The 26285-nt window shown below is 66.3% G+C and carries 24 protein-coding genes; 14 read left to right on the top strand and 10 right to left on the bottom strand.

The genetic code is table 11. From position 1 onward, the window contains the following. Positions 1-436 precede the first annotated feature (436 nt). The 5 genes from ACZ5EF_RS19915 to argC all read right to left on the bottom strand — a co-directional run bounded on the left by ACZ5EF_RS19915 (position 437) and on the right by argC (position 4540). Positions 437-1198: an amino acid ABC transporter ATP-binding protein gene (locus tag ACZ5EF_RS19915; RefSeq protein WP_346060829.1), complete on the bottom strand. Its 762-nt coding sequence runs from the start codon at positions 1196-1198 to the stop codon at positions 437-439. A 12-nt stretch (positions 1199-1210) separates the two neighbouring features. Beyond that, positions 1211-1882 carry an amino acid ABC transporter permease gene (locus ACZ5EF_RS19910; RefSeq protein WP_346060830.1) on the bottom strand — a complete coding sequence of 224 codons (672 nt, stop codon included), beginning with the start codon at positions 1880-1882 and terminating at the stop codon, positions 1211-1213. Between the two features lie 108 nt (positions 1883-1990). Further along, positions 1991-2758: a transporter substrate-binding domain-containing protein gene (locus ACZ5EF_RS19905; protein WP_346060831.1), complete on the bottom strand. Its 768-nt coding sequence runs from the start codon at positions 2756-2758 to the stop codon at positions 1991-1993. Positions 2759-2898: 140 nt separating this feature from the next. Continuing rightward, entirely contained in the window at positions 2899-3267 is a 369-nt protein-coding gene (gene erpA / locus ACZ5EF_RS19900) for an iron-sulfur cluster insertion protein ErpA (RefSeq protein WP_379729603.1), read from the bottom strand. Positions 3268-3505: 238 nt separating this feature from the next. After that, on the bottom strand, positions 3506-4540 hold the full coding sequence (argC, locus tag ACZ5EF_RS19895; protein ID WP_346060832.1) for an N-acetyl-gamma-glutamyl-phosphate reductase: 1035 nt from the start codon (positions 4538-4540) through the stop codon (positions 3506-3508). Between the two features lie 88 nt (positions 4541-4628). Here argC and ACZ5EF_RS19890 point away from each other — a divergent pair, with 88 nt between their 5' ends. The 10 genes from ACZ5EF_RS19890 to ACZ5EF_RS19845 all read left to right on the top strand — a co-directional run bounded on the left by ACZ5EF_RS19890 (position 4629) and on the right by ACZ5EF_RS19845 (position 14796). Beyond that, positions 4629-6383 carry a chloride channel protein gene (locus ACZ5EF_RS19890; RefSeq protein WP_346060833.1) on the top strand — a complete coding sequence of 585 codons (1755 nt, stop codon included), beginning with the start codon at positions 4629-4631 and terminating at the stop codon, positions 6381-6383. Between the two features lie 28 nt (positions 6384-6411). Further along, positions 6412-6843, top strand: coding sequence for a protoporphyrinogen oxidase HemJ (gene hemJ, locus ACZ5EF_RS19885; protein WP_346060834.1), 432 nt, complete (start codon positions 6412-6414; stop codon positions 6841-6843). After that, the gene (gene thiD / locus ACZ5EF_RS19880; RefSeq protein ID WP_346060835.1) at positions 6843-7676 is read left to right on the top strand and encodes a bifunctional hydroxymethylpyrimidine kinase/phosphomethylpyrimidine kinase; all 834 of its coding nucleotides are present in this window, start codon (positions 6843-6845) and stop codon (positions 7674-7676) included. The genes hemJ and thiD overlap by 1 nt, the downstream gene beginning before the upstream one ends. Positions 7677-7678: 2 nt before the next feature. After that, positions 7679-8329 carry a thiamine phosphate synthase gene (thiE, locus tag ACZ5EF_RS19875; protein ID WP_346060836.1) on the top strand — a complete coding sequence of 217 codons (651 nt, stop codon included), beginning with the start codon at positions 7679-7681 and terminating at the stop codon, positions 8327-8329. Between the two features lie 78 nt (positions 8330-8407). Continuing rightward, the gene (gene hemL / locus ACZ5EF_RS19870) at positions 8408-9697 is read left to right on the top strand and encodes a glutamate-1-semialdehyde 2,1-aminomutase (protein ID WP_346060837.1); all 1290 of its coding nucleotides are present in this window, start codon (positions 8408-8410) and stop codon (positions 9695-9697) included. 22 nt (positions 9698-9719) lie between these two features. Further along, a complete protein-coding gene (locus tag ACZ5EF_RS19865) occupies positions 9720-11297 on the top strand; it encodes a bifunctional aminoglycoside phosphotransferase/ATP-binding protein (RefSeq protein WP_346060838.1) in 1578 nt (525 codons plus the stop codon). Positions 11298-11412: 115 nt separating this feature from the next. Beyond that, a complete protein-coding gene (rdgB, locus tag ACZ5EF_RS19860) occupies positions 11413-12012 on the top strand; it encodes an RdgB/HAM1 family non-canonical purine NTP pyrophosphatase (protein WP_346060839.1) in 600 nt (199 codons plus the stop codon). Further along, positions 12009-13181, top strand: coding sequence for a radical SAM family heme chaperone HemW (gene hemW, locus ACZ5EF_RS19855; RefSeq protein WP_346060840.1), 1173 nt, complete (start codon positions 12009-12011; stop codon positions 13179-13181). The genes rdgB and hemW overlap by 4 nt, the downstream gene beginning before the upstream one ends. A 35-nt stretch (positions 13182-13216) precedes the next feature. Beyond that, positions 13217-13891, top strand: coding sequence for a YiaD family glycine zipper/OmpA-like lipoprotein (locus ACZ5EF_RS19850; RefSeq protein ID WP_346060841.1), 675 nt, complete (start codon positions 13217-13219; stop codon positions 13889-13891). A gap of 65 nt (positions 13892-13956) precedes the next feature. Continuing rightward, positions 13957-14796 (top strand): 23S rRNA (adenine(2030)-N(6))-methyltransferase RlmJ, encoded by an 840-nt coding sequence (locus tag ACZ5EF_RS19845; RefSeq protein ID WP_346060842.1) that lies wholly within the window; start codon positions 13957-13959, stop codon positions 14794-14796. A 150-nt stretch (positions 14797-14946) separates the two neighbouring features. Here the strand turns inward: ACZ5EF_RS19845 and mnmE are convergent, their stop codons facing one another. The 4 genes from mnmE to rpmH all read right to left on the bottom strand — a co-directional run bounded on the left by mnmE (position 14947) and on the right by rpmH (position 18753). Continuing rightward, positions 14947-16320, bottom strand: coding sequence for a tRNA uridine-5-carboxymethylaminomethyl(34) synthesis GTPase MnmE (gene mnmE, locus ACZ5EF_RS19840; protein WP_346060843.1), 1374 nt, complete (start codon positions 16318-16320; stop codon positions 14947-14949). 105 nt (positions 16321-16425) lie between these two features. After that, positions 16426-18105, bottom strand: a complete 1680-nt coding sequence (yidC, locus tag ACZ5EF_RS19835; protein WP_346060844.1) for a membrane protein insertase YidC — start codon at positions 18103-18105, stop codon at positions 16426-16428. 116 nt (positions 18106-18221) lie between these two features. Beyond that, positions 18222-18605 carry a ribonuclease P protein component gene (rnpA, locus tag ACZ5EF_RS19830; protein WP_346060845.1) on the bottom strand — a complete coding sequence of 128 codons (384 nt, stop codon included), beginning with the start codon at positions 18603-18605 and terminating at the stop codon, positions 18222-18224. Between the two features lie 13 nt (positions 18606-18618). Then, positions 18619-18753: a 50S ribosomal protein L34 gene (gene rpmH / locus ACZ5EF_RS19825; RefSeq protein ID WP_010626003.1), complete on the bottom strand. Its 135-nt coding sequence runs from the start codon at positions 18751-18753 to the stop codon at positions 18619-18621. A 545-nt stretch (positions 18754-19298) separates the two neighbouring features. On the opposite strand from rpmH, the gene dnaA reads away from it, so the two are divergent. From dnaA to gyrB, 4 genes are all read left to right on the top strand, one after another. Further along, positions 19299-20759 carry a chromosomal replication initiator protein DnaA gene (gene dnaA, locus ACZ5EF_RS19820; RefSeq protein WP_346060846.1) on the top strand — a complete coding sequence of 487 codons (1461 nt, stop codon included), beginning with the start codon at positions 19299-19301 and terminating at the stop codon, positions 20757-20759. A gap of 63 nt (positions 20760-20822) precedes the next feature. Next, a complete protein-coding gene (gene dnaN / locus ACZ5EF_RS19815) occupies positions 20823-21929 on the top strand; it encodes a DNA polymerase III subunit beta (RefSeq protein WP_346060847.1) in 1107 nt (368 codons plus the stop codon). Positions 21930-21983: 54 nt separating this feature from the next. After that, positions 21984-23072: a DNA replication/repair protein RecF gene (gene recF, locus ACZ5EF_RS19810; RefSeq protein ID WP_346060848.1), complete on the top strand. Its 1089-nt coding sequence runs from the start codon at positions 21984-21986 to the stop codon at positions 23070-23072. Positions 23073-23098: 26 nt separating this feature from the next. Beyond that, positions 23099-25519, top strand: a complete 2421-nt coding sequence (gene gyrB, locus ACZ5EF_RS19805; protein ID WP_346060849.1) for a DNA topoisomerase (ATP-hydrolyzing) subunit B — start codon at positions 23099-23101, stop codon at positions 25517-25519. Positions 25520-25622: 103 nt separating this feature from the next. On the opposite strand, the gene gmhB is transcribed toward gyrB, so the two are convergent. Beyond that, positions 25623-26195, bottom strand: coding sequence for a D-glycero-beta-D-manno-heptose 1,7-bisphosphate 7-phosphatase (gene gmhB, locus ACZ5EF_RS19800; RefSeq protein WP_346060850.1), 573 nt, complete (start codon positions 26193-26195; stop codon positions 25623-25625). Between the last annotated feature and the right edge of the window lie 90 nt (positions 26196-26285).

Raw genomic sequence — 26285 nt, 5'->3', positions numbered from 1 at the left:
GCACAAGCCCATCGCCTTTCCCTCCCCTCACTGGCTAACTAGTTATAAAAGAAGAGAGATAAAGAAGAAGTTCTGTTGATGTAGTGACTATTGGTGTGGACAAAATCCGGGGATAACCGAACAAACCGCTTTTTTATCAACAGGATGCTTTGTTGACGAAGACAAGGAGAAGCTCGTAGGGGCCTGCGGACATCCGGCGTCGAGCCTGTGGATGAAACCCCGGGTTATGCACAGCGCGATTTTCGCACCGCTTGTCCACCGGCGGCTACCGTACTTGCACCCGCGACGGTCAACAGGGCATCAATCGCGCGGAGCACCAGGCATGGCGGGCCCTGACGGCGTTAACGAAAAAAACTTGTCCACAGGCGAAAAAAGGGCCTGTCGATAAGCCGACAGGCCCTTTTTTCGTGGGGGAAATGCCCGGAATAGCCGGGTGCTAGTGCTTAAGGACCCGAGCCAGGAAGCCGCGGGTACGTTCGTCCTGGGGATCATCGAAGATCCGTTCGGGAGGCGCCTCTTCGGCGATCTCCCCCTGGTGGATATAGATGACCCGGTCGGCCACCTCCCGGGCGAACCCCATCTCATGGGTGACGATGATCATGGTCATGCCCTCCCGGGCCAGCTCGCGCATGGCGTCCAGCACCTCGCCGATCATCTCCGGATCCAGGGCCGAGGTGGGCTCGTCGAAGAGCATCAGCCGCGGCTCCATGGCCAGGGCGCGGGCCAGGGCCACCCGCTGCTGCTGGCCGCCGGAGAGCTGGCTGGGGTACTTGTCGGCCTGATCGCGGATGCCGACCCGATCCAGCAGGCGTTCGGCGCTCTGCGTGGCCTGGGCACGCTCGAGGCCACGTACCTTGAGGGGCGCCAGGGTGATGTTGTCGCGTACCGAGAGGTGGGGGAAGAGGTTGAACTGCTGGAACACCATGCCTACCTCGGTGCGGATGCGCTGCAGGGCCTTGGCGCTCTTGCCATGGGGGACCAGGCTGTGTCCATCCACCACGATATGGCCGTCCTGGAATTCCTCCAGGCCATTGATGCAGCGAATCAGGGTCGACTTGCCGGAACCACTGGCGCCGATGATCACCACCACCTCGCCGGGCACCACCTCCAGGTCGATGTTCTTGAGCACATGCAGGCTGCCGAAATGCTTGTTGAGCTTCTGCATGCGCACGATGGGTTGGGACTCGTGCTTGGTCATGAAAGGGATCCCTTATTGTCCGGCCAGGCCGCGGCGCTCCAGCTGGCGCAGCAGCAGGGAGAGGCTCCAGGTGATGGCCAGGTAGAGCAGGGCCACCATCAGATAGACCTCGAGGGCGGTGAAGGTGGTGGCGATATAGATCTGCCCCTGGCGAACCAACTCGCCGACGCCGATCACCGAGAACAGCGAGGTGTCCTTGATGCTGATGATGCCCTGGTTGCCCAGCGGCGGGATCATGCGCCGGAAGGCCTGGGGCCAGATGACATAGCGGAAGGCCTGGGTGCGCGACAGGCCCAGGGACAGCGAGGCCTCACGCTGGCCGCGCTCGATGGACTGCACCCCGCCGCGTACCACCTCGGAGATATAGGCCCCGGAGTTGACCGCGATGGCGGCGATACCGGCGGTCAGGGCATTGATGGGGCCACCCAGCAGCTGGGGCAGGCCATAGAAGATAAACAGCACCTGCACCAGGATGGGAGTGCCGCGAAACACCTCGATATAGAGGATGGCGGGCAGGCGCAGCCAGCGGGAGGGGCTGATGCGCATCAGCCCGAAGACGATGCCGATCACGAAGCCGATGGCCAGGCCGCCGAAGGAGATCAGCAGGGTCCAGGGGATGCCGGGCAGCAGATGGGGAATGGACCCGAAGGCCGCCGCCCAGTCGAATTGAAAGGTGACTTCCACGAGCGTCTCTCCGATTCACGGAAACGGCGCGGGGCCGGGTGGCATGGCCGCCCGGCCCCGCCGGTGGTGCCGCCGGGTCGCCCCCGACGGCGTTAACAAGGTCGCGGATTACTCCTCGCTGGGCGCCTCACCGAACCACTTGGTGTAGATCTCGTCGTAGGTGCCGTCCTCGCGCATCTCGGCCAGCGCCTGGTTGACCGGCTCGACCCACTGGCTGCCCTTGTGGAAGACGATGCCGTACTGCTGGCCCTCGTAGAGGGGGCCGACCACTTGGGTGCGGCCTTCGCCGCGGGTCTGGGCGAAGTAGCCCACGTTGGGGGCGTCATAGAAGGCGGCGTCCACGTTGCCCCCCAGCAGCGCCATGTACATGTCCGAGGTGCCCGGGTAGGGGGTGATCTCGGCGTCCTCGCCCAGGTTCTCCTGGAGGAAGTCATAGCTGGTGGAGCCGATCTTGGTGGCCACGGTCAGGCCTGCCAGGTCCTCGAGGGTCTCGACGCTGTCGTTATCGGCGCGGACCATGATGCGCAGGCCGGAATCGTAGTAGGGATCGGAGAAGTCGACGATCTCGGCGCGTTCCTCGGTGATGGTCACGCCGGCGATGGCGATCTCCTGGCTGCCGGTCTGTACCGCCGGGATGATGCCGTTGAATTCCATGGTGGTGAGATCCACCTCGAAGCCGGCCCGCTCGGCCACCTCGTTGATGATGTCCATATCGAAGCCGACCATTTCGCCGGTCTCGGTATCCATCATCTCGAAGGGCACGAAGCTGGGGTCGGTGACCACCGTGACCTGCGGCAGCTCGGCTAAGGCAGTGGTGGAGAAGGCGAGGCCGGCGCCCAGGGCGGCGGCGAGAGAGGCATGTTGTAGCTTGTTCATCGGGTTCCCCGTTATTCCGTTTATTGATGGAACACACCTATTCAACATGACGAGATAAGGAGAAAGCGTCAAGCGGGCATAAAAAACCCTCCCGGCCGGGGGCGCGGGAGGGGTTTTCGTGGCTCGTGGTTGGTGAGGGCTCACACCATAAAGGAGGCGCCGCAGCCGCAGGTGCTGGTGGCATTGGGGTTCCTGACCACGAAGCGGGCGCCGGCCAGGCCCTCCTCGTAGTCTACCGTGGAGCCCACCAGGTATTGATAGGAGAGGGGATCCACGACCATGCTCACGCCGTCGAAATCGATCAGGGTGTCGTCATCGCCGCTCTCTTCGGCGAAGTCGAAGCCGTACTGGAACCCCGAGCAGCCGCCGCCGGTGACATAGACCCGCAGCTTGAGGTGGTCATTGCCTTCCTCGGAGATCAGGGCGCGCAGGCGTCGCTGGGCCCCCTCGGAGAGCAGCATGGGCTTGGGAGTAAAGGAGGCTGGCTCGAAGGATTCGGCTCCGCTCATGGACGCGCTCCTGCGGGTGAATAGACCCCCCATTATCCACAAACCCCAGCAAAAGGGTCAACTTTTGCCGGGAATGTAGCACCACCTCTACTGGAATCGCTGAGGGGCGCTGGGGGCAGGTCGGAGCAAGGGTCATTTGCCAGGGATGGCAAATGTAGCGCCCAGGGATGGGTTTACCGCGCCTTGCGAAGACCTGCCCCCAGGATAGCCCCGGGCCTCGACATGCAAGGATGCCACATCAGGGCATCAAGGCCGGGGCGCCGAGGCCGGCCATCTCGTCGAAGCCGAACATCAGGTTGAGGTTCTGGATCGCCTGGCCGGAGGCGCCCTTGACCAGGTTGTCGATCACCGCCAGCACCACCACGGTGTCGCCGTCGCCGGGGCGGTGCACCGCCAGGCGGCAGATATCGCTGCCCTTGACGCTGCGGGTCTCGGGATGGCTGCCGGCGGGCATCACGTCCACCGCCGGCTCGTCGGCGAAGCGCCGTTCGAAGAGCGCCTGGAGGTCGCCGGGCTCGCCGTTGAGGCGGCCATAGAGGGTGGCGTGGATGCCGCGAATCATCGGCGTCAGGTGGGGCACGAAGGTCAGGCCCACCGGTTGTCCCGCGGCCCGGGTCAGGCCCTGGCGAATCTCCGGCAGGTGGCGGTGGCCGCTGGCACCATAGGCCTTCATGGACTCGCTGGCCTCGGCCAGCAGCGAGGGCACCTTGGCGCCGCGGCCGGCCCCGGTGACCCCGGACTTGCAGTCGGCGATGACGTGCTGGGCATCGATCAGTCCCGATTCCAGCAGCGGCAGCAGGCCCAGTTGCACGGCGGTGGGGTAGCAGCCCGGAACGGCGATCAGGCGCGCGCCGCGGATCGCCTCGCGATTGACCTCCGGCAGGCCATAGACCGCCTCCTCGAGCAGCTCGGGGGCGCCGTGGGGCTGGCCATACCACTCGGCCCACTCCTCGGCATCCTTGAGGCGGAAGTCGGCGGAGAGGTCGATCACCCGGGTGCCGCGGGCCAGCAGGTCGCCGGCCAGGGCATGGGCCACCCCGTGGGGCGTGGCGAAGAAGACCGCATCGCAGGCCGCCAGGCGCTCGGGGTCCGGCTCGCCGAAGGCCAGGTCATCATAGTGACCGCGCAGGTTGGGGTACATGTCGCTGACCGCGACGCCCGCCTCGGAGCGGGAGGTGATCAGGGTCACCTCGACCTGGGGGTGTTGCGCCAGCAGGCGCAGCAGCTCGACGCCGGTGTAGCCGGTGCCGCCGACGATACCAACCTTGATCACGATGCACTCCTTCTTGACCGAATCTGACGAAAGCCTGCCTTTATGATACATCTCTAGGGCCTGCCACCCCACTCTTAGAGGCCCTCCTTTGCCGCGACTCCGCCTGCCCCGTCCCAGCCTCGAGGCCTTCCGACGCCAGCTGGCCAGTGTCGATGCCCTGCCCCAGCTCTGTGTGCTGGGGCTGGTCTCGGGCCTCCTGACCGGCGGGGTGATGGTGGCCTTTCGTCTGCTGCTGGAGGGCGGCGCCCTGGCGCTGATGCCGGCCGGCGGGGTGGAGGCCTTCGAGTCCCTGGAGCCCTGGCTGCGGGCCCTGCTACCGTTGCTGGCGGTCACCCTGATTGGCGCCGGGCTCGGCTGTCAGCCGGTGGCGGCCCGCAAACTGGGGGTCGGCCATGTGGTGGAACGCCTCAGCCAGCACCAGGGACGCTTTCCGCTGCGCAACTGGTTGAACCAGTGGTGGGTGGGGGCCGTGGCGGTGCTGGGCGGGCTCTCCGCCGGGCGCGAGGGGCCGGCCATCCACCTGGGGGCCGCCGCCTCCAGCGGCATCGGCCAGCTGTTGCGGCTGCCCCATAACAGCCTGCGGGTGCTGGTGGCCTGCGGCACCGCGGCGGGTATCTCCGCCTCCTTCAATACGCCCATCGCCGGGGTCATCTTCGCCATGGAAGTGGTGATGATGGAGTACACCATCACCGGCTTCATGCCGGTGATCCTGGCCTCCACCATGGGGGCGGTGGTGGCCCAACTAGTGTATGGCGCCGAACCGGCCTTCCAGGTGCCCATCCTCAGCCTGGAATCGCTGAGCAACCTGCCCTGGATCGTGGTCACCGCCCTGGTCATCGGCCTGCTGGCGGGGGCCTTTATCCGCGTGGCCCGTAGCGGCGAACGCCTGGCGGGGCTGCCCTTCTGGCTGCGCCTGCTGCTGGCGGGGGGGGCCACCGGCGCCCTGGCCTGGTGGTATCCCCAGGTGCAGGGGATCGGCTACGACAGCCTGGCCCTGGCGCTGAACGGCGAGCTGGCCCTGGACGTGCTGCTGGCCCTAGTGGTGGGCAAGCTGCTGCTGACCGCCTTCACCCTGGCCTGTGGGGTACCCATCGGCATCATCGGGCCGGTGCTGGTGGTGGGCGCCGCCGCCGGGGCCCTCAGTGGCCTGTTGGGGGCCTGGCTATGGCCGGGGGCGGCCGCCGACCCGGGGCTCTACGCCATGCTGGGCATGGCGGCGATGATGGGCGCCGTGCTCCAGGCGCCCCTGGCGGCGCTGATGGCGCTGCTGGAGCTGACCCATAACCCCAATATCATCCTGCCGGGGATGCTGGCGGTGGTGATTTCCGGGCTGACGGCGCGTCAGTTGTGGCGCTGCGATGGGCTCTTCGTGACCCTCACTCGCCAGGGCCTGCACCCCCTGCAGCAGCCGCTGATGCAGGCCCTCTCCCGGGTCTCGGTGCCGGCGGTCATGGAGTCGCGGGTGGCGGTGACCCTGCGCCAGGTCAGTCACGACGAGGCCCAGGCCCTGCTGGATCACAAGCCGAGCTGGATCGTGATTCGCCGCTCCACGGACGATAAGCCGACCCTGGCCCTCAAGGCGGCGGACCTGGCCCGGGCCCTGCTCGATCCGCGCTGGGCCGACCAGGCGCAGATCGACCTCCTGGAGGTGCCGGGCCAGCGCCTGGACATGGCTGCCATCCCGGTGCAGGCGACCCTCTCCGAGGCCTTCCAGCGCCTCGACCAGCACGACGTGGATGCGCTCTATGTGGAGAACCCGGTGGCACCACCCGGGCGGCGGATTTCCGGTATCATCACCCGCGAAGCCATCGAGCTCTACTATCGTTTTCGGCCTCCGCGCTGAGGTCGACCATCCCCCTGCTGGAGTCGCTATGTATCCGTGGATCAAGGCCCTGCACCTGATCGCCGTGGTCACCTGGTTCGCCGCCCTTTTCTATCTGCCGCGTCTGTTCGTCTATCACGCCATGGCCCGGGATCAGGGGGATCGCCAGGCCATCGACTACTTCCTGGTGATGGAGCGCAAGCTCTACCGCGGCATCATGACCCCCTCGATGATCGCGGTGCTGCTGCTGGGTGGCTGGATGCTCTACCTGGCGCCCGGCTGGCTGAGCCAGGGCTGGCTGCATGCCAAGCTGACCCTGGTCCTGCTGCTGGTGGGCTATCACCATGTCTGCCTGGCGCATATGAAGAAGCTGGCCGCCGGCACCAGTGACAAGTCCCACCGCTATTTTCGGGTCTTCAACGAGCTGCCGGTGCTGGTGTTGCTGGCGGTGGTGATCCTCGCCGTGGTGAAGCCGTTCTGATGGCTGCGGCGAACGAGACCCGTGAGCTGCCGGTGGTGCTGGTGCTGGCCGGCCATGATCCCAGCGGCGGCGCCGGCCTGGTGGCCGACAGCGAGGCCATCGCCGCCTGCGGTGCCTGGGCGCTGACCGTGCCCACCGCCCTGACGGTGCAGAACAGCGCCGATGTGGCGGCGGTGCTGCCCTGCGCCGGCGAGCAGATTCGCAGCATGGCGGCGGCCCTGGGCGAGTTCCGGGTGGCGGCCATCAAGGTGGGCCTGGTGGCCAGCCTGGAGGCCCTGGACGCGGTGGTGGACGTGATCAAGCGCCACCCCGGGGTGCCCCTGGTGGTGGATCCGGTGCTCAAGGCCGGCGGCGGCAGAGAATTATCCACAGCCGAACTGGTGGATGCCTTCCGCGAGCGGCTGCTACCCCTTGTGGATATCTTGACGCCCAACCGCGACGAACTGGCGCGCCTGGCCGGCCCCGAGCTCGAGGACGAGACCCAGCGCTGCGTGGAGCTACTCTCCCTGGGCTGCCAGGCGATCCTGGTCACTGGCACCGACAGCCCCGAGGCGGGACAGGCCGCGGACAGGGTTGTCCACACCCTGCATACCCCGGACAATGATCGCCAATGGCAGTGGCCGCGCCTGGCCGGCAGTTACCACGGCTCCGGCTGCACCCTGGCGGCGGCCCTGGCGGCCCGCCTGGCGGTGGGCGAACCCCTGGCCGGCGCTTGCGAACAGGCCCAGGACTTCACCTGGCAGGCCCTCAAGCATGGCTGGCGCCCGGGCGAGGCCCAGGCCTTGCCGCGGCGCCTGTGGCGCCACCCCGACTGGACCCTCACGGCGGAGTAGTTATGCACAACCCTAGCTGGGCCCGCGGCCTCTATGCGATCACCGATGCCGAGCTGCTGCCCGACGACGCGCGCCTGCTGGCCGGCTGCGAGGCGGCCCTGCGCGGCGGCCTGGCGCTGCTCCAGTATCGCGACAAGTCGAGGGACGCCGACAAGCGCCACCGTCAGGCCCGGGCCCTGGCGGCCCTGTGCCGCGACCATGAAGTGCCGCTGATCATCAATGACGATACCGCCCTGGCCGAGCGCCTGCGCCGGGAGGGCCACGCCAACGTCGGCCTGCACCTGGGTCAGGGCGACGGCGCCCTGGCCGAGGCCCGCGAGCGGCTGGGCCCCGCGGCGATCATCGGCGCCACCTGCCACGGTCGCCTGGCACTCGCCGAGCGGGCCGCCCGGGAGGGCGCCAGCTATGTGGCCTTCGGGCGTTTCTTCGCCTCCCGTACCAAGCCCGAGGCGCCCCCCGCCAGCCTCGACCTGCTGGGCGAGGCGGCGGCCATCGGCCTGCCCCGGGTGGCCATCGGCGGTATCGACGCCGCGACCATCGGCGCGGCCCGCCGTGCCGGCGCCGACCTGCTGGCCACGGTGGCAGCGGTGTTCGCCGCCGCCGATATCGAGGCCAGCGTCCGCGAGCTGAATCGGCGGCTAAGCGCCTGTTAAACGCTTATCCACAGGCTGCTCACGAAAGTTATCCGCACTATCCAGATAGTTATCCACAATTCATCACGAGAGGCTTCCATGACCACCTCCGCACAGCTCTTCGAACAGGCCTGCCGTCATATCCCCGGGGGCGTCAACTCGCCGGTGCGTGCCTTCAAGGGCCTCGAGCGGCCGCCGGTGTTTATCGAGCGGGCCCAGGGCGCCTACCTCTTCGACGTGGAGGGCCAGCGCTATATCGATTATGTGGGCTCCTGGGGCCCGATGATCACCGGCCATGCCGACCCGGAGGTGCTGGGCGCGGTGCGCGAGCGCCTCGACCTGGGGCTCTCCTTCGGTACCCCCACCGCCATCGAGACCACCATGGCGGACCTGATCTGCGAGATCCTGCCCAGCATCGAGTTGGTGCGTATGGTCAACTCCGGCACCGAGGCCACCATGTCGGCGATCCGCCTGGCCCGGGGCTATACCGGCCGCGACAAGATCGTCAAGTTCGAGGGCGATTACCACGGCCACTCAGACTCCCTACTGGTCAAGGCCGGTTCCGGGGCCCTGACCCATGGCGAGCCCAGCTCCCCGGGGGTGCCCGCCTCCCTGGCCGAGCACACCATCACCCTGCCGCATAACGACCTGGATGCCGTGGAGCGCTGCTTCGCCGAACTGGGCGAGCAGATCGCTGGCATCATCGTCGAGCCGGTGGCCGGCAACATGAACTGCATCCCGCCGCTGCCGGGCTTCCTGGAGGGGCTGCGCAAGGTCTGCGACCGTCACGGCAGCGTGCTGATCTTCGACGAGGTGATGACCGGTTTCCGGGTCGCCCTGGGCGGCGCCCAGGCCCACTACGGCATCACGCCGGACCTGACCTGCCTGGGCAAGATCGTCGGCGGCGGCATGCCGGTGGGGGCCTTCGGTGGCAAGCGCGAGATCATGGAGCAGATCTCGCCCCTAGGGCCGGTCTACCAGGCCGGCACCCTCTCCGGCAGCCCCCTGGCCATGGCCGCCGGCATCGCCCTGCTCACCAAGGTGCGCGAGCCCGGCTTCCACGACGCCCTGGCCCAGCGGGTCGAGACCCTCTGCAGCGGCCTCGAGGAGCGCGCCAAGGCGGCCGGCATCGAGTTGATCACCCAGCGCGCCGGCGGCATGTTCGGGGTCTTCTTCACCGGCCAGTCCCGGGTCGACAACTTCGCCCAGGCCACCGCCTGCGATGCGGCGGCCTTCCGCACCTTCTTCTCGGCCATGCTCGACGAGGGCGTCTACCTGGCGCCGTCCGCCTATGAGGCGGGCTTTATGTCCAGCGCCCATACTGCGGAGGACATCCAGGCCACCCTGGATGCCGCCGAGCGGGCCTTCGCCCGGCTGGCCCAGCGCTAACCCGTCGTCAGGAGGTGTCACGGTGAGCGAGACCCTGATCCAGGCCCTGCAGGACCCGGCCTGCTACGACCATGACGTCACGAGCGTCGAGGTCCACGAGACGCATATCTCGTGGATCCTGCTCACCGGTGACTACGCCTACAAGATCAAGAAGCCGCTGGAATTCGGCAGCTTCCTCGACTTCTCGACCCTGGCGCAGCGCCGCCGGCTCTGCGAACAGGAGGTGCGTCTCAACCGGCGCCTGGCGCCCAGCCTCTACCTGGCGGCGGTGCCCATCTCCGGTACCCCGGAGGCGCCGCGGGTCAACGATGCCAGCGCGCCCTTCGAGTACGCGGTGAAGATGCGCCAGTTCAGCAATCGCCACCTGTTCAGCACCCTCCAGGCGGAGGGCAGCCTCTCCCTGGAGCTGATCGACGACCTGATCGATCAGCTGGTGGAATTCCACGAGAGCGCCGCGCGCATCGCCCCGGACAATCCCCTGGGCGGGGCCGAGGCCACCGCCGAGATCCTCGCCCGGGAGTTCACCCTGATCGCCCCACGCTTGCCGGGGGAGGCCCGCCTGACTCGCCTGGAGCGACTCCAGGCCCTGGTCGAGGAGACTCAGGCGCGCCTGGCGCCGGTCCTGACCGAGCGCCATGCTCAGGGTTTCGTGCGCGAGACTCACGGCGATATCCACCTGGGCAACGCGGTGCAGCACCGGGGGCGGGCGCTGCTCTTCGACGGCATCGAGTTCAACGATGCGCTGCGCTGGAGCGACGTGGGCTGTGACCTGGCCTTCCTGCTGATGGACCTGGAGGCCCGGGACGAGCGCGCCCTGGCTCACCATGCCCTGAATCGCTACCTGGAGCTCTCCGGCGACTACGGCCTGGTCAGGGCCCTGGGCTATTACAAGCTCTACCGGGCCCTGGTACGGGTCAAGGTGGCGGCGCTGCGTCTGGAACAGGTCGGCGGCGACGAGCGCGAGGCGATACTGACCGAAATCGATCACTACCTGGGCCTGGCCGAGGACTATGCGGAGTTCCGCTTTCCCTACCTGGTGCTGGGGGCCGGGGTCTCCGGTAGCGGCAAGAGTCGCTTCACCGGCGAGATGGTGCGCCGCCTGGGCGCGGTGCGGCTGCGCTCCGACGTGGAGCGCAAGCGCCTCTATGGCTTCGCGCCCCTGGCCGATAGCCGCGGCAGTGATGTGGATATCTATGCCCCCGAGGCCAGCCGGCGTACCTACCAGCGCCTGGCCCGGTTGACCGGCACCCTGCTGGAGGCGGGCCTGCCGGTGTGCATCGATGCCACCTGCCTGGCCCGCTGGCAGCGGGACCTGCTGAGCCACGAGGCGGAGGCCCGCGGCCTGCCGCAGCTGATCGTCAGCTTCGAGGCCGACGAGGCGACCCTGCGGCGGCGCATCGAGAAGCGCACCCGCCGCGGCGGCGATCCCTCCGAGGCGGGCCTGGCGGTGCTGGAGCGGCAGCTGGCCGCCCGGGAGCCCTTCGCCGAGGAGGAGCGTTGCCATCTGGTGCATCTGGATACCACGGCCCCGGACGCCAGCGAGGTCCTGGTTGGCCTGATTCGCCAACATATGGGTCATGCGGTAGGCGAGGTCGATTGACCTATTTCACTCGCTGGCATGATGCCAGCGGCGATAGAGCGGGTCGTCAGCCTGATCCGCCAACCTATGGGCCAGGCGGTGGGCGGAATAAATTAAGCGGTATGAGGAGTATTTAATGAGCGAGCCCCAGACCCTGGTACTGGCCAGCGGTAATGCCGGCAAGCTGCGCGAGTTCGAGGCGCTGCTGGCGCCGCTGGGCTTTCGCGTCTGTCCCCAGGCCGACTTCGGGGTCCCCGAGGTGGAGGAGACCGGGCTGACCTTCGTGGAGAATGCCCTGCTCAAGGCCCGGGAGGCGTGTCGCCTCAGCGGCCTGCCGGCCCTGGCCGACGACTCGGGCCTGGAGGTGGATGCCCTCAAGGGCGCCCCGGGCATCTACTCGGCCCGTTTCGCCGGCGAGCCGAAGAGCGACGAACGCAATAACCGCAAGCTGCTGGAGGCCCTGGCGGAGGTGCCGGAGGGCCAGCGCAGCGGCCGCTACTGGTGCGTGCTGGTCTATCTGCGCCACGCCGAGGACCCGGTGCCGCTGATCGTCCAGGCCAGTTGGGAGGGGGAGATCCTGGCCCACCCCCGGGGCGAGGGAGGCTTCGGCTATGATCCGCTGTTCTGGCCCCGGGGCGCCGGCATGAGCGCCGCCGAGCTCTCCGCCGAGGAGAAGAATCGCCTGAGTCACCGCGGCCGTGCCATGGCCGAGCTGGTGGAGCGGTTGCGGGCATGAATCGTCCCCTGCCGCCCCTGTCGCTTTATCTGCACGTGCCCTGGTGCGTGCGCAAGTGCCCCTACTGCGACTTCAACTCCCACGGGATCGACGCCGGGGCGAGCCTGCCCGAGGGCGACTACCTGGCCGCGGTGCTGGCCGACCTGGAAGCGGACCTGCCCCGGGTCGAGGGACGCGAGCTGGTCAGCGTCTTTATCGGCGGTGGCACCCCCAGCCTGATGGCGGCGGACTTCTACCGGGGCTTCCTGTCCCGCCTGGGCGAGGCGCTGCCCTGGGCCGCGGATATCGAGATCACCCTGGAGGCCAATCCCGGCACCTTCGAGCAGGCGCGCTTCGCCGCCTATCGCGAGGCGGGTATCAATCGCCTCTCCCTGGGGGTGCAGAGCTTCCAGGACGCCCAGCTCCAGGCCCTGGGGCGGATCCATGGCGGCGCCGAGGCCGAGCGGGCGGTGAGGGAGGCGCGTTCGGCCGGCTTCGATAACCTCAATATCGACCTGATGCATGGCCTGCCGGGGCAGAGCCCCGACCTGGCCCTCGAGGATATCGAGCGGGCCCTGGCGCTCTCGCCCAGTCACCTCTCCTGGTATCAGCTGACCCTGGAGCCCAATACCGAATTCCACTCGCGGCCGCCGGTGTTGCCGGAGGAGGAGGCGCTGTGGGCGATTCAGGATGCCGGCCATGCCCGCCTGGAGGCCGCCGGCCTCGCCCGCTACGAGATCTCCGCCTATGCGCGTCCCGGACGCCGAGCCCGGCATAACCTCAACTACTGGCGCTTCGGCGACTACCTGGGGATCGGCGCCGGCGCCCATGGCAAGCTGAGCCACAGGGACCCCGAGGACGGCAGCCTGATCATCGAGCGGCGCTGGAAGAGCCGCCAGCCCGAGGCCTATCTGCGTCGTCGCGAGGATCCCCGGGGCTTCATCGCCGGTCATCGCCGTATCGACGCCGAGGAGTTGCCCCTGGAGTTCGCCATGAATGCCTTGCGCCTCACCGAGGGGGTACCCATGGCACTTTGGGAGGCGCATAGTGGTCTATCTCGGGCGACCCTGGAGGCGCGCCTGGTGCGGGCCCGCAATCTTGGACTTCTCGTGGAAGATGACGCCCGCCTGCAAGCCTCGCCTCAGGGTCTATTATTCTTGAATGAGCTGTTGGCTTCCCTAGAGGAGTGATCGGCAGCCATTCCACGACGTTTAGGAGTTACGTTATGCCCAAGATGCTTCGTTTGGCCTATCCCCTGGCAGCCGGACTGCTGCTGGTGGGCTGTGCCACCACCGATCCCTACGGTTCTCAGACCGATCGTAATCGCACCCTGAGCGGTGCCGGTATCGGTGCCGCCGTGGGGGCCGCGGCCGGGGCCCTGAGCGGTAGCGGCAGCACCAGCCGCCGCGATCGTGCCCTGATCGGTGCCGCCGTGGGGGCCGCCGCCGGGGCCGGGGTCGGCGCCTATATGGACCGCCAGGAGGCGCAACTGCGTCAGAGCATGGAGGGCACCGGTATCGAGGTGGATCGCCGCGGCGACGACATCATCCTCAATATGCCCAGCAGCGTGACCTTCGGTTTCGACTCCAGCGAGCTGACCCCGACCGCCCGCTCCGCCCTCAACGATGTTTCCCAGGTGCTGCGCGACTTCCCCGATACCCGGGTGAATATCGCCGGCCATACCGACAGTACCGGGGACGATCGCTACAACCAGGGGCTCTCCGAGCGCCGTGCCCAATCGGTGGGCAACTACCTGGCCCAGAGCGGTGTTCCCATGCATCGCCTCAACATGATGGGCTATGGCGAGACCATGCCGGTGGCCAGCAACGCCTCCGAGCAGGGCCGCGCCCAGAATCGCCGCGTCGAGATCACCCTGAGCCCGATACAGCAACAGATGTAAGCCCGCTGTCGATCGGCATCCCGGCCCACGGAAGCGATTCCGTGGGCCTTTTCTTGGAAACCGCCATGCTCGCCTACCAACACGCCTATCACGCCGGCAACTTCGCCGATGTGCACAAGCATCTGACCCTGGTTACGCTTCGGGAGTATCTTTTACGTAAAGATTCTCCAGTTACGTATGTGGATACCCATGCCGGCCGGGGGCTCTACCCACTCCAGGCCGAGGAGGCCCGCAAGCTCCAGGAGCACCGCGAGGGGGTCGAGCCGGTATGGCGCGCCCGTAGCGCCGCCTCGGGGGCCCTCGAGGCGTGGCTGGAGCGGCTCGCCACGGCTCAGCCCGGCGCCGGGCTGACTCACTACCCCGGTTCGCCCTGGTGGCTCGCCGAGGGGCTCCGCGAGCAGGATCGCCTGAGCCTCTTCGAGCTGCATCCCGGCGAGTTTGCCCACCTGGACGAGCGCATCGAGGATGCGCGGATTCGCCATGTGCATGGGGATGGCCTGGCGGGACTGCGTCGCATGCTGCCAGTGGCTACGCCAAGGCTCTGTGTGCTGATCGACCCCAGCTACGAGCTCAAGGAGGAGTACCGCGAGCTGGTCTCGACCCTGGCCTGGGTGGGGCGCAAGGCGCGGCATGCGGTGGTGGCGGTGTGGTATCCACTGCTGCCGGCGGGGCGTCATCGGGAGCTGCTGGAGGGGCTCAAGGGGAGCGGCCTGCGCAAGGTATGGCGCAGCGAGGTGCGTCTCAGGGAGCCGGGGGCGGAACGCCACGGCATGTATGGCAGCGGCATGCTGGTGCTCAACCCGCCCTGGGGACTGGAGCAGGCGGTGGAGGAGGCGATGAGCCAGGTCACCGCCATCTGGGGGGCCCCGGCCCGCCACCAGGCGGACTGGTGGCTACCGGAATAACCAAGATGTAAGCGCTTACTTACCGGCGGGGCGCTGTCGAAGATCTCGCCCAGCAGCGGTCTTTATAGCGACGGCGCGATGGTCACTTGCCGATACAGAAACTGCCGAAGATCTCGCCCAGGAGCGGTCTTTATAACGACGGCGCGATGGTCACTTGCCGATACAGAAGCTACCGAAGATCTCGCCCAGGAGGTCGTCGGCGCTGAATTCACCGGTGATCTCCCCCAGGGCCTGCTGGGCCTCGCGAAGGTCCTCCGCCAGCAGCTCGCCGGCGCCGTGGCCGTGGAGCTGGGCCTCGCCGTTCTCCAGGGCCTCCCGGGCGCGATCCAGGGCATCCAGGTGGCGGCGCCGGGCCGAGAAGCGCCCCTCGGTGGTGGCGCTATAGCCCATCACCGCCTTGAGATGACTCTTGAGGTTATCCACACCCCGACCGGTCTTGGCGGAGAGGCGAATCACCGGCGGGGTTGTGGATAAGTCGAGTTCCGGGGGCTCCCGGCTGGTATCGATCTTGTTGCGGATCAGGGTCAGTCGCGAAGGGTCCGGCAGGCGCGCCACGAATTCCGGCCAGATGGCCATGGGGTCGGTGGCCTCGGTGGTGGCGGCATCCACCAGCAGCAGTACCCGGTCGGCCTTCTCGATCTCGGCCCAGGCCCGGGCCACGCCGATCTGTTCCACCGCGTCCGGGGTGTCGCGCAGCCCGGCGGTATCGATGATATGCAGCGGCATGCCGTCGATATGGATATGCTCGCGCAGCACGTCCCGGGTGGTGCCGGCGATATCGGTGACGATGGCGGTGTCCTGCTCGGTGAGGGCATTGAGCAGGCTCGACTTGCCGGCATTGGGACGCCCGGCGATCACCACGCTCATGCCCTCCCGCATCAGGGCACCCTGGCCGGCGGCGCCGCGCACCATCGCCAGCTCGTCGCTCACCCCCTCGAGCATCTCGGCCACCTTGCCATCGGCCAGGAAGTCGATCTCCTCCTCGGGGAAATCGATGGCCGCCTCCACATAGATGCGCAGCTCGATCAGCCGCTGGACCAGGGCCGTGACCCGGGTCGAGAACTCCCCCTGCAGGGAGCGCAGGGCGTTCTCGGCGGCGGCCCGGGAGCTGGCATCGATCAGGTCGGCGATGGCCTCCGCCTGGGCCAGGTCGAGCTTGTCGTTGAGGAAGGCGCGCTCGGAGAACTCGCCGGGGCGGGCCAGCCGCGCCCCCAACTGGACGCAGCGTTCCAGCAGCAGGTCCATGATTACCGGGCCGCCGTGGCCCTGGAGCTCGAGGACGTCCTCGCCGGTAAAGGAGTGAGGCCCGGGGAAGTAGAGCGCGATGCCCTCGTCGAGTTGGCCCGTCGCGCCCCGGAAGGGGCCATAGTAGGCGTAGCGGGGGCGGGGACAATGGCCCAGGATGGCCTCCGCCAGGGGGGCGCTGAGGGGGCCGGAGACGCGGATGATGCCCACCCCGCCGCGCCCCGGGGGGGTGGCCAGGGCGGCGATGGTGTCCTGGGGGTAGAGGGACGTGGTGGACATGTCGGGCTCCTTGCGGCGATGGGGCTATTGTCGTGGCGGCGGGCCGGAAACGCCAGACCCCCGCCGGGGCGGGGGTCTGGGAGTCGTCGGCAGGGAAGCTTCGGGCTAGCCCTTGGTCTTCATGCCCTTGCCGATGCTGGGGTCGTTCTCGATCTTGCGGGTGATCACGTACTGCTGGGCGATGGAGGTGATGTTGTTCACCACCCAGTAGATCACCAGGCCGGCCGGGAACCACAGGAAGAAGAAGGTGAAGACGATGGGCAGCATCTTCATGATCTTGGCCTGCATGGGATCCGGCGGCGCCGGGTTGAGCATCTGCTGCACGAACATGGAGGCGCCCATCAGGATCGGCAGGATGAAGAAGGGATCCTTCATCGACAGATCCTGGATCCAGAACATAAAGGGCGCATGGCGCAGCTCCACGGATTCCAGCAGCATCCAGTAGAGGGCGATAAACACCGGCATCTGCACCAGGATCGGCAGGCAGCCCCCCAGCGGATTGATCTTCTCCTTCTGGTAGAACTTCATCATCTCTTGGGACATCTTCTGGCGATCATCGCCATAGAGTTCCTTGAGACGCTGCATCTCCGGGCCCAGCTTGCGCATCCGCGCCATGGACTTGTAGGCCTTGGCGGAGAGCGGCCACATCACCAGCTTGACGAACAGGGTCAGCACCACGATGGACCAGCCCCAGTTGCCCAGGACGTCGTGGATCTTGTCCAGCAGCCAGAACAGCGGGTTGGCCAGGAACCACAGCCAGCCGAAGTCGACGGTAAGCTCCAGGTTGGGGGCGATCGCCTCCATGCGTTCCTGCACCTTGGGCCCCAGGTAGAGGGTCGCGCCCAGGGTCGCCTCACCCTGGGAAGCCAGGGTCTGGCTGGGGCCGGCGAAGGCCGCCACGTTGCGATCGCGGGAATCGGTGGTGGCGTAATAGAGGTTCTGCTGCTCCTGGTCTGGCGCCCAGGCGGTCACGAAGTAGTGCTGGATGATGGCCACCCAGCCACCCTGGGCATCCTGGTTGGCGAAGTTGCCGTTCTGGATGTCCTCGAAGTCGACCTTCTCGTAGCGGGACTCCGGGGTGGAGAAGGCCGCGCCCAGGTAGGATTTCATGCCCATGGCCACGCCGCTGGTGGGGTCGGGGCTGTTATCCCGGGCCAGTTGGCCGATAAAGCGGGCACTGATCGGGGTCTCACCCTGGTTGGCCAGGTGATAGCTGACATCCACCGCATAGCTGTCGCGCTCGAAGGTGAAGCGCTTGATCACCTCGACGCCGTTGACCTCGGCGCGCATGTCGACTTCGAGGCGATCCTCGTCCTCGGCCAGGCGGTACTCGGTCTCCTCCGGGGTGAAGTGAATGCGGCCCTGATGGCCTTCCAACTGCAGGCCCGACTTGGCCACATAGCTGCGACCCTGGCTGTCGGAGAGCAGCACGAAGGGGCGCTCGGAATCGAGGCTCAGGCGATGCTGGGGCAGGGCGGCATAGACGATATCGCCCCCCTGGGGATCGATGCGCAGATCCAGCACATCGGTGATCACGGCGATCAGCTCGCGACTGCTGCCGCGTTCCGTGGTGGCTTCTGGCATCTCGCCATCGATGGCCTCTGCCCGGGGCGCTGCCGGCACGGCCAGGCCATCCTCGCTGGGGGCGACGGCATCACCGGTCTGGGTGATGGCGGGGGCGTCAGGTTCGGGGGCGGCCTGACCATAGTCCTGGTTCCACTGCACGATCAGCAGATAGGCGAGCACGGCCAATGGAATCAGTAGGAGTAGTCGTTTTACGTCCATGGGGATCCTGCCCGGTGGGTAGTGAAAGTGTGTGCAAGGCCGTCTCCGAGACACACGAAAGCCTGCCGGAGGCAGGCTGAAGGCGTCACCGCTACGGCGACGGCGGCGGTGTCAGGTCAGGACCCGGCGGTGTCATCCGCCATCTTGCGCGCGTCTTTTTCCAGGCGTCGCCACATGCCGTGGAGCTGGCGGTGCAGGGTCGCATTATCCAGCTCATGTGCCCCGCGGCGGGCGAGAACCACGATATCCACCGCGGGCAGGCGCTGCTGTTGCAGACGGATGGACTCGCGAACCAGTCGCTTGAGACGGTTGCGATCGACGGCGCGCCGCACATTCTTCTTGCTGAAGACCAGGCCGAGGCGCGCATGACCGAGGTCATTGCGACGGGCCAAGGCCATCAGCCCCTTGCCGTGAACCTTGAGGTCCGCATGGTCGAAGACATGCCGATAGTCCCCGGCCGTCAGCAGTCGCAGCCGCCGGGGAAAGCCCTGACAGGACACGCGTGATCCGCGATCAGGCGCTCAGACGCTTGCGGCCCTTGGCGCGGCGGCGCGCCAGGACGGCACGACCGTTCTTGGTGGCCATGCGAGCACGGAAGCCGTGCACACGCTTGCGCTTGAGAACGCTCGGTTGAAAGGTGCGTTTCATAACTCTCGATTCCCACGTGGTTGATTGGACTGAACGTCAGAGTAGCGGCCCGGTTTCCCCGACGGATTACGCGGGAGCTTTCGGGTCAAGACCGGGAATTCTAGAGAATTCGCCGCCCCGGTGCAATTTTTCCGCGACCCGGAGCGCAGGTTTTCTCGATGGCACTGCCTGAAGCGGTGAAGCAGGGCCGGCCCCGGCGAGTGAGATCAATCAACTATAATAATTTAGTTCTTTTAGATGATGTTGTTATTAATACTGGGGAAAAGTTTTGTGGATAACCATTAAGAACCAATATGTATCAACCATATAGAACGTATAGAAGGGTGTGGGCAAGCTGACGGCAAGAGGGGGAGAAACTGGGCAAGGACTGGTGACGAAAATCGAATTCGTCCACAGGACCCAGGTGATCCACGGAGCATACCCCGACCCGCCAAGGGGTTGGGGGCAAGTTGTCCACAGGTCGCGGCGGCGCGGGATCCATGTGGATAACCCGCTCCGGTGACGATACAATGGCCGGTCATTCGACAACTGCATGGTGAGGTCGCGTGTCCGTCGCTCTTTGGCAACAGTGTCTGGATTACCTGCAGGACGAGCTGAACTCTCAGCAGTTCAATACCTGGATTCGTCCCCTGCAGGCGGAGGAAGGCGAGTCCAATGAGCTGCGCCTGCTGGCTCCCAACCGCTTCGTGCGTGATTGGGTCAGCGACAAGTACATCAAGCGCATCAATGAACTGCTGCGTGAGCTGGCCTCGGGCAAGCCGCCCAAGGTGAGCCTCACGGTGGGCAGCCGTGGCAGCGTGCCCAACCCGCAGCCCCGCAACCTGGGCGCGCCGGTCTCGGCCACGCCGCGCCGGCCCAGCGCCCCGGCGGTACAGACCCCGCCCCGCGGCGATGACTATGCCGACGAGAAGGAGATCGAGGCCCTCGAGGAGAACGCCCCGCGGCGCGGCGAGCGCCAGGTGCAGGTGGAGGGCAGCCTCAAGCACTCCAGCGGCCTCAACCCCAACTTCACCTTCGAGACCTTCGTCGAGGGCAAGTCGAACCAACTGGCCCGGGCCGCCTCCCGGCAGGTCTCCGAGAACCCCGGCGGCGCCTATAACCCGCTGTTCCTGTATGGCGGCGTGGGCCTGGGCAAGACCCACCTGATGCATGCGGTGGGCAATGCCCTGGCCGGGCGGCGCGAGAATGCCAAGGTGGTCTACCTGCACTCCGAGCGCTTCGTGGCGGATATGGTCAAGGCACTGCAGCTCAATGCCATCAACGACTTCAAGCGCTTCTACCGCAGCGTCGACGCCCTGCTGATCGATGATATCCAGTTCTTCGCCGGCAAGGAGCGCTCCCAGGAGGAGTTCTTCCATACCTTCAATGCCCTGCTCGAGGGGGGGCAGCAGATGATCCTCACCTCGGATCGCTACCCCAAGGAGATCAGCGGCGTCGAGGAGCGCCTCAAGTCGCGCTTCGGCTGGGGGCTGACGGTGGCCATCGAGCCGCCGGAGCTGGAGACCCGGGTAGCGATCCTGATGAAGAAGGCCGACCAGGCCAAGGTCGAGCTGCCCCATGACGCGGCCTTCTTTATTGCCCAGAAGATCCGCTCCAATGTGCGTGAGCTGGAGGGCGCCCTGAAGAAGGTGATCGCCGATTCCCACTTCATGGGCAAGACCATCACCCAGGATTTCATCCGCGAGTCGCTGAAGGACCTGTTGGCCCTGCAGGACAAGCAGGTGGGGGTCGACAATATTCAGCGTACCGTGGCCGAGTACTACAAGATCAAGCTCGCCGACCTGCTCTCCAAGCGGCGCTCCCGCTCGGTGGCCCGGCCGCGACAGATCGCCATGGCGCTGGCCAAGGAACTGACCAACCATAGCCTGCCGGAAATCGGTGATGCCTTCGGCGGGCGCGATCACACCACAGTGCTGCATGCCTGCCGCAAGGTGCAGTCGTTGCAGGAAGAGAGCGCGGATATCCGCGAGGACTACAAGAACCTACTGCGTTTGCTGACCAGTTGAGGCCAGGCGCCAGGCAAGGCGCGATGATTGGCCGCTATCAATCCCAGGACAAGTGGAGCCCCCATGAAATTTTCCATCTCCCGCGAAGCCCTGCTGCGTCCGCTGGCCCTGGTCGCTGGCGTCGTGGAGCGTCGCCAGACCCTGCCGGTGCTGTCCAATGTGTTGATCCAGGTAGACGAGGCGCAGCAGGTGGCCCTGACCGGCACCGACCTGGAGGTCGAGCTGATCGGGCGAACCGCCGCTTCCCTGGTGGAGGCACCCGGTGCGGCCACCGTGCCGGCCCGCAAGCTGATGGACATCTGCAAGTCGTTGCCGGACCAGGCCGAGCTGCACTTCGCCCTGGAGGAGGGGCGGGCGGTACTGCGCAGCGGTCGCTCGCGTTTTACCCTCTCCACCCTGCCGGTGGCGGAGTTCCCGAGCATCGAGGAAGGGCAGGGCAACACCGAGCTGAGCCTGCCGCGGGGCACGCTCAAGCAACTGATCGATGCCACCGCCTTCGCCATGGCTCAGCAGGACGTGCGTTACTACCTCAACGGCATGCTGCTGGAGCTGCGCGACAACCTGGTGCGCACCGTGGCCACCGACGGTCACCGCCTGGCGGTCTGCTCGCGGCCCGCCGATATCCAGGTCTCGCCGGCTCACAAGCTGATCGTGCCACGCAAGGGGGTGCTGGAGCTGGTGCGCCTGCTGGATGGCAGCGACGAGCCGGTCACCCTGACCCTGGGGGCCAGCCATGTGCGGGCCCATACCGGCGACTTTACCTTCACCTCCAAGCTGGTGGACGGCAAGTTCCCGGACTATGAGCGGGTAGTGCCGCGGGGCGGCGACAAGGTCTTCCTGGCCGACCGCGCCGAACTGCGGCAGGTGTTGTCGCGGACCTCCATCCTCTCCAACGAGAAGTACCGCGGAGTACGGCTGCTGCTGGAGGAGGGTAACCTGCGGGTGATGGCCAACAACCCGGAGCAGGAGGAGGCCGAGGAGAATGTCGCCGTGGAGTACAGCGGCAACAGCCTGGAGATCGGCTTCAACGTCGGCTACCTGATCGATGTGCTCAACACCGTCGACGACGACCGGGTGCAGATGACCCTTTCCGACCCCAACAGCAGCGCCCTGATGGAGCAGCCCGGCGGCGGCGATGCCATGTATGTGGTTATGCCGATGCGGCTATAATTGATTGATATTAATGTGTTTTTTGTTATGACTCGGCGTCGCTGAGCACCGGCGATGGCCATCGAGCGTCTCGCCTTCAGCGGCCTGCGCAACCTCGAGCCCCTCGAGATGCATCCGCAGCCGGGGATCAACCTGATCCTCGGCCCCAACGGCAGCGGCAAGTCCAGCCTGCTGGAGGGGATTCATGTGCTGGGCATGGGGCGCTCCTTCCGCACCCAGCAGCTTCGCCATGCCATTGCCCACGACCAGCCCGCCCTGACCCTGCATGCGCGCCTACGGGGCGATCTCGCCCTGGGGGTGCGCCGGCAGCGCGATGCCAGTGAGCTGGAGCTGCGCCTGGGCGGCGAACGCATCGCCCGTCTGGCACAACTGGCCGAGGCCCTGCCCCTACAGTTGATCAACCCCGATGCCTTCCGCCTGCTGGAAGGCGGGCCGGCGGCGCGTCGGGAGTTTCTCGACTGGGGCGTGTTTCACGTGAAACACGGCTTTATGGAAGTGTGGAAGGGCGTGCGGCGGGCCCTGAAACATCGGAATGCCCTGCTCAGGCATGATAGAATCGATCCTCGCTCCCTGGATAGCTGGGAGCATGAGCTGGTGCGCTGGAGCGAGCGTCTGGACGAGTTACGGCAGGCCTATATGGGTGACTTTCTGCCGGTCTTCGAGGAGACCCTGAGAGAGTTGCTGCCCTTGCCGGATCTGGAGCTCCGTTACTCCCGAGGCTGGGACAAGCGTCGGCCCCTGGCCGAGGTCCTGCTTCAGGGGCGTGGCACCGATCGCCAGATGGGCTTTACCCAGCAGGGCCCCCAGCGGGCCGACCTGCGCATTCGCCTGAAGCGGCGTCCGGCGGTGGAGGTGCTCTCCCGCGGCCAGCAGAAGCTGGTGGTCAGTGCCATGAAACTGGCCCAGGGACGGGTGCTGGAGGCCATGACCGGCCGCACCTGCCTTTATTTGATCGACGATCTGCCCGCCGAGCTGGATGCGGGCCATCGCGAGATGTTCTGCCACTGGCTGTCGAGTCTGGACTGTCAAGCATTCATCACCAGTGTCGAACCCCAGGCACTCGCCGGGCACTGGCGTCCGGAAACCCCGGTCGCCATGTTTCACGTGAAACAGGGCCGGCTCGAGTTCCAGGCGACGGAATGAAAAGACTTCACATGATGGAGTAGTCAATGAGCGAACAGGCTTACGACTCATCGAGCATCAAGGTTCTCAAGGGCCTGGATGCGGTACGCAAGCGCCCCGGCATGTATATCGGTGACACCGACGATGGCACGGGCCTGCACCACATGGTCTTCGAGCTGGTGGACAACTCCATCGATGAGGCACTGGCGGGGCACTGCAGCGAGATTCGGGTGGTGATTCACCCGGATGAATCGATCACCGTCAGCGATAATGGCCGCGGCATCCCCACCGATATTCACGAGGAGGAGGGAGTCTCGGCGGCGGAAGTGATCATGACGGTGCTGCACGCCGGCGGCAAGTTCGACGACAATTCCTACAAGGTCTCCGGTGGTCTCCACGGCGTCGGGGTCTCGGTGGTCAACGCCCTATCGGAAGAGCTCAAGTTGACCGTCTGGCGTGCCGGCCAGGTTTATGAGCAGATCTATCGCCATGGCGTGCCCGAGGCCCCCCTGGGCGTGGTGGGCAAGACCGAGCAGAGCGGTACCCGGGTCCACTTCCGCCCTTCGCCGGAGACCTTCGCCAATATCGAGTTCCACTACGATATCCTGGCCAAGCGACTGCGCGAGCTCTCCTTCCTCAACTCCGGGGTGGCGATTCGCCTGCTCGACGAGCGTAGCGGCAAGGAAGAGCTGTTCCACTACGAGGGCGGACTCAAGGCCTTCGTCAATCACCTCAATACCAACAAGAGCACCCTCAATTCGGTGTTCCACTTCAATGTGGAGCGCGAGGATGGGGTCGGTGTCGAGGTGGCGATGCAGTGGAACGACACCTTCGCCGAGAACATCTTCTGCTACACCAACAACATTCCCCAGCGTGACGGCGGTACCCACCTGGCGGGCTTCCGGGCGGCACTGACCCGGACCCTCAACGGCTATATCGAGGCCGAGGGGCTGCTCAAGAAGGCCAAGGTGAACACCTCCGGTGACGATGCCCGTGAGGGGCTCACCGCCATTATCTCGGTGAAGGTGCCGGACCCCAAGTTCTCCTCCCAGACCAAGGAGAAGCTGGTCTCCTCCGAGGTGAAGACCGCGGTGGAGCAGGAGATGGGCAGGCTCCTCTCCGAGTATCTGATCGAGCACCCCAACGAGGCCAAGGCGGTGGTCAACAAGATGCTCGATGCCGCCCGGGCCCGGGAAGCCGCGCGCAAGGCTCGCGACATGACCCGCCGCAAGGGGGCCCTGGATATCGCCGGCCTGCCGGGCAAGCTGGCGGATTGCCAGGAGAAGGATCCCAGCCTCTCCGAACTCTATCTGGTAGAGGGGGACTCCGCCGGTGGCAGCGCCAAGCAGGGGCGTGACCGCCGGACCCAGGCGATCCTGCCGCTCAAGGGCAAGATCCTCAACGTGGAGAAGGCGCGCTTCGACAAGATGCTCTCCTCGGCGGAGGTGGGTACCCTGATCACCGCCCTGGGCTGTGGTATCGGCCGGGAGGAGTTCAATCCGGACAAGCTGCGTTACCACTCCATCATCATCATGACCGATGCGGACGTGGACGGTTCGCATATCCGTACCTTGTTGCTGACCTTCTTCTTCCGCCAGATGTCGCAGCTGATCGAGCGGGGCCATGTGTTTATCGCCCAGCCGCCGCTCTACAAGATCAAGCGCGGCAAGCAGGAGACCTACCTCAAGGACGAGCAGGCGCTGACCGACTATCTCACCGCCACCGCCCTGGATGGCGCCCGACTCTACGTCAATGCCGACGCCCCGGGCATCGCCGGTGAACAGCTCGAGTCGCTGGTCAAGCAGTACCGCGACGTGATGAATCGCATCGATCGCCTGTCCCGGGTCTATCCCGATGAGGTGCTGCGCAAGATGGTGCACGCCGCCGCCCTGAATGGCGACGAGAGTCTCCGCGATCGCGGCACCATGCAGCATTGGATCGATGGCCTGCAGGCGGAGATGGACGCCATGGTGGCCTACGAGGGTGGGCCCCGTTATGTCTTCCAGCTCCATGAGGATAGCGAGCGCGGCTTCTATCTGCCCAAGGTATCGTTGATCGCCCATGGGGTGACCAGCGACTATATCTGGGGCAACGACTTCTTCGGCAGTGCCGACTACCGCGCCATGGCCGGCCTGGGCGAGACCCTGGATGGCCTGCTGGAGGAGGGCGCCTATGTGGCCCGCGGCGAGCGTCAGCGGCCGGTGACGACCTTCTACGAGGCCCTGGAGTGGTTGATGAAGGAGGCCCAGCGCGGCTTCTCCATCCAGCGCTACAAGGGGCTGGGGGAGATGAACCCCGACCAGCTGTGGGATACCACCATGAACCCGGATACCCGGCGCATGCTGCGGGTCTCCATCGAGGATGCGGTGGCCGCCGATATGATGTTCAACACCCTGATGGGTGACGAGGTGGAGCCGCGCCGCGACTTTATCGAGCGTAATGCCCTGGTCGCCAATCTGGATGTGTAATTCCGGCTGCGCTGGGAGCTGAGAGCCATAAGCTTGAAGCTGTAAAAAAAATCGCCCCCATGGCCTGGCCATGGGGGCGATTTCGTCTGGGCAACCTTCCCGCCTATTGCGCCTGGTCGGCCAGCAGCCAGTCGACGAAGCCGGCCAGGTCGTCGAAGACGCGTGTCTCGCTGCCGCGGGCGGCGAGCTCCGGGTGCTTGGCCAGGGTGCGCTCGCCCTTTCCGGTCCTGACCAACACGTTACGACAGCCCTGGGTCTCCCCGGCCTGGAGGTCTCTCAGGCTGTCGCCCACCATCCAGCTCCCCGCCAGGCGTTCCAGCCCCAGGGCGTCGCGGACCTGCTCGAGCAGGCCGGGCAGCGGCTTGCGGCAGTCGCAGTCGTCGTCTGGGCCATGGGGGCAGTAGGCGATATGGGCCAGCTCCCCGCCGGCCTCGGCGACTCGACGCCGAAGCTCCGCATGCATCTCTCCCAGGGCGGCCTCGTTATAGTAGCCTCGGGCGATGCCCGACTGATTGGTGGCCACCGCCACCGTCCACCCCGCCTGGCAGAGGCGGCCGATGGCGGCGATGGCGCTGGGGTAGGGGAGGAACTCCTCCAGGGACTTCACATAGGCATCGGAGTCCTGGTTGATCACGCCATCGCGATCGAGGATGACCAGGCGGTCGGGGGAGGGCATGGGCGTCGCGTCCTCGTTGCTGTCATTGGGTTGTGGGGAGTGTTTCACGTGGAACATCGGCTGCCAAGTCGGCTCGCCGCCGGTGATGTT

The sequence above is a fragment of the Bisbaumannia salifodinae genome (assembly GCF_055388505.1).
Note: the sequence above shows the minus strand (reverse complement) of the source record. Positions and strands in the feature narration are given on the sequence as shown.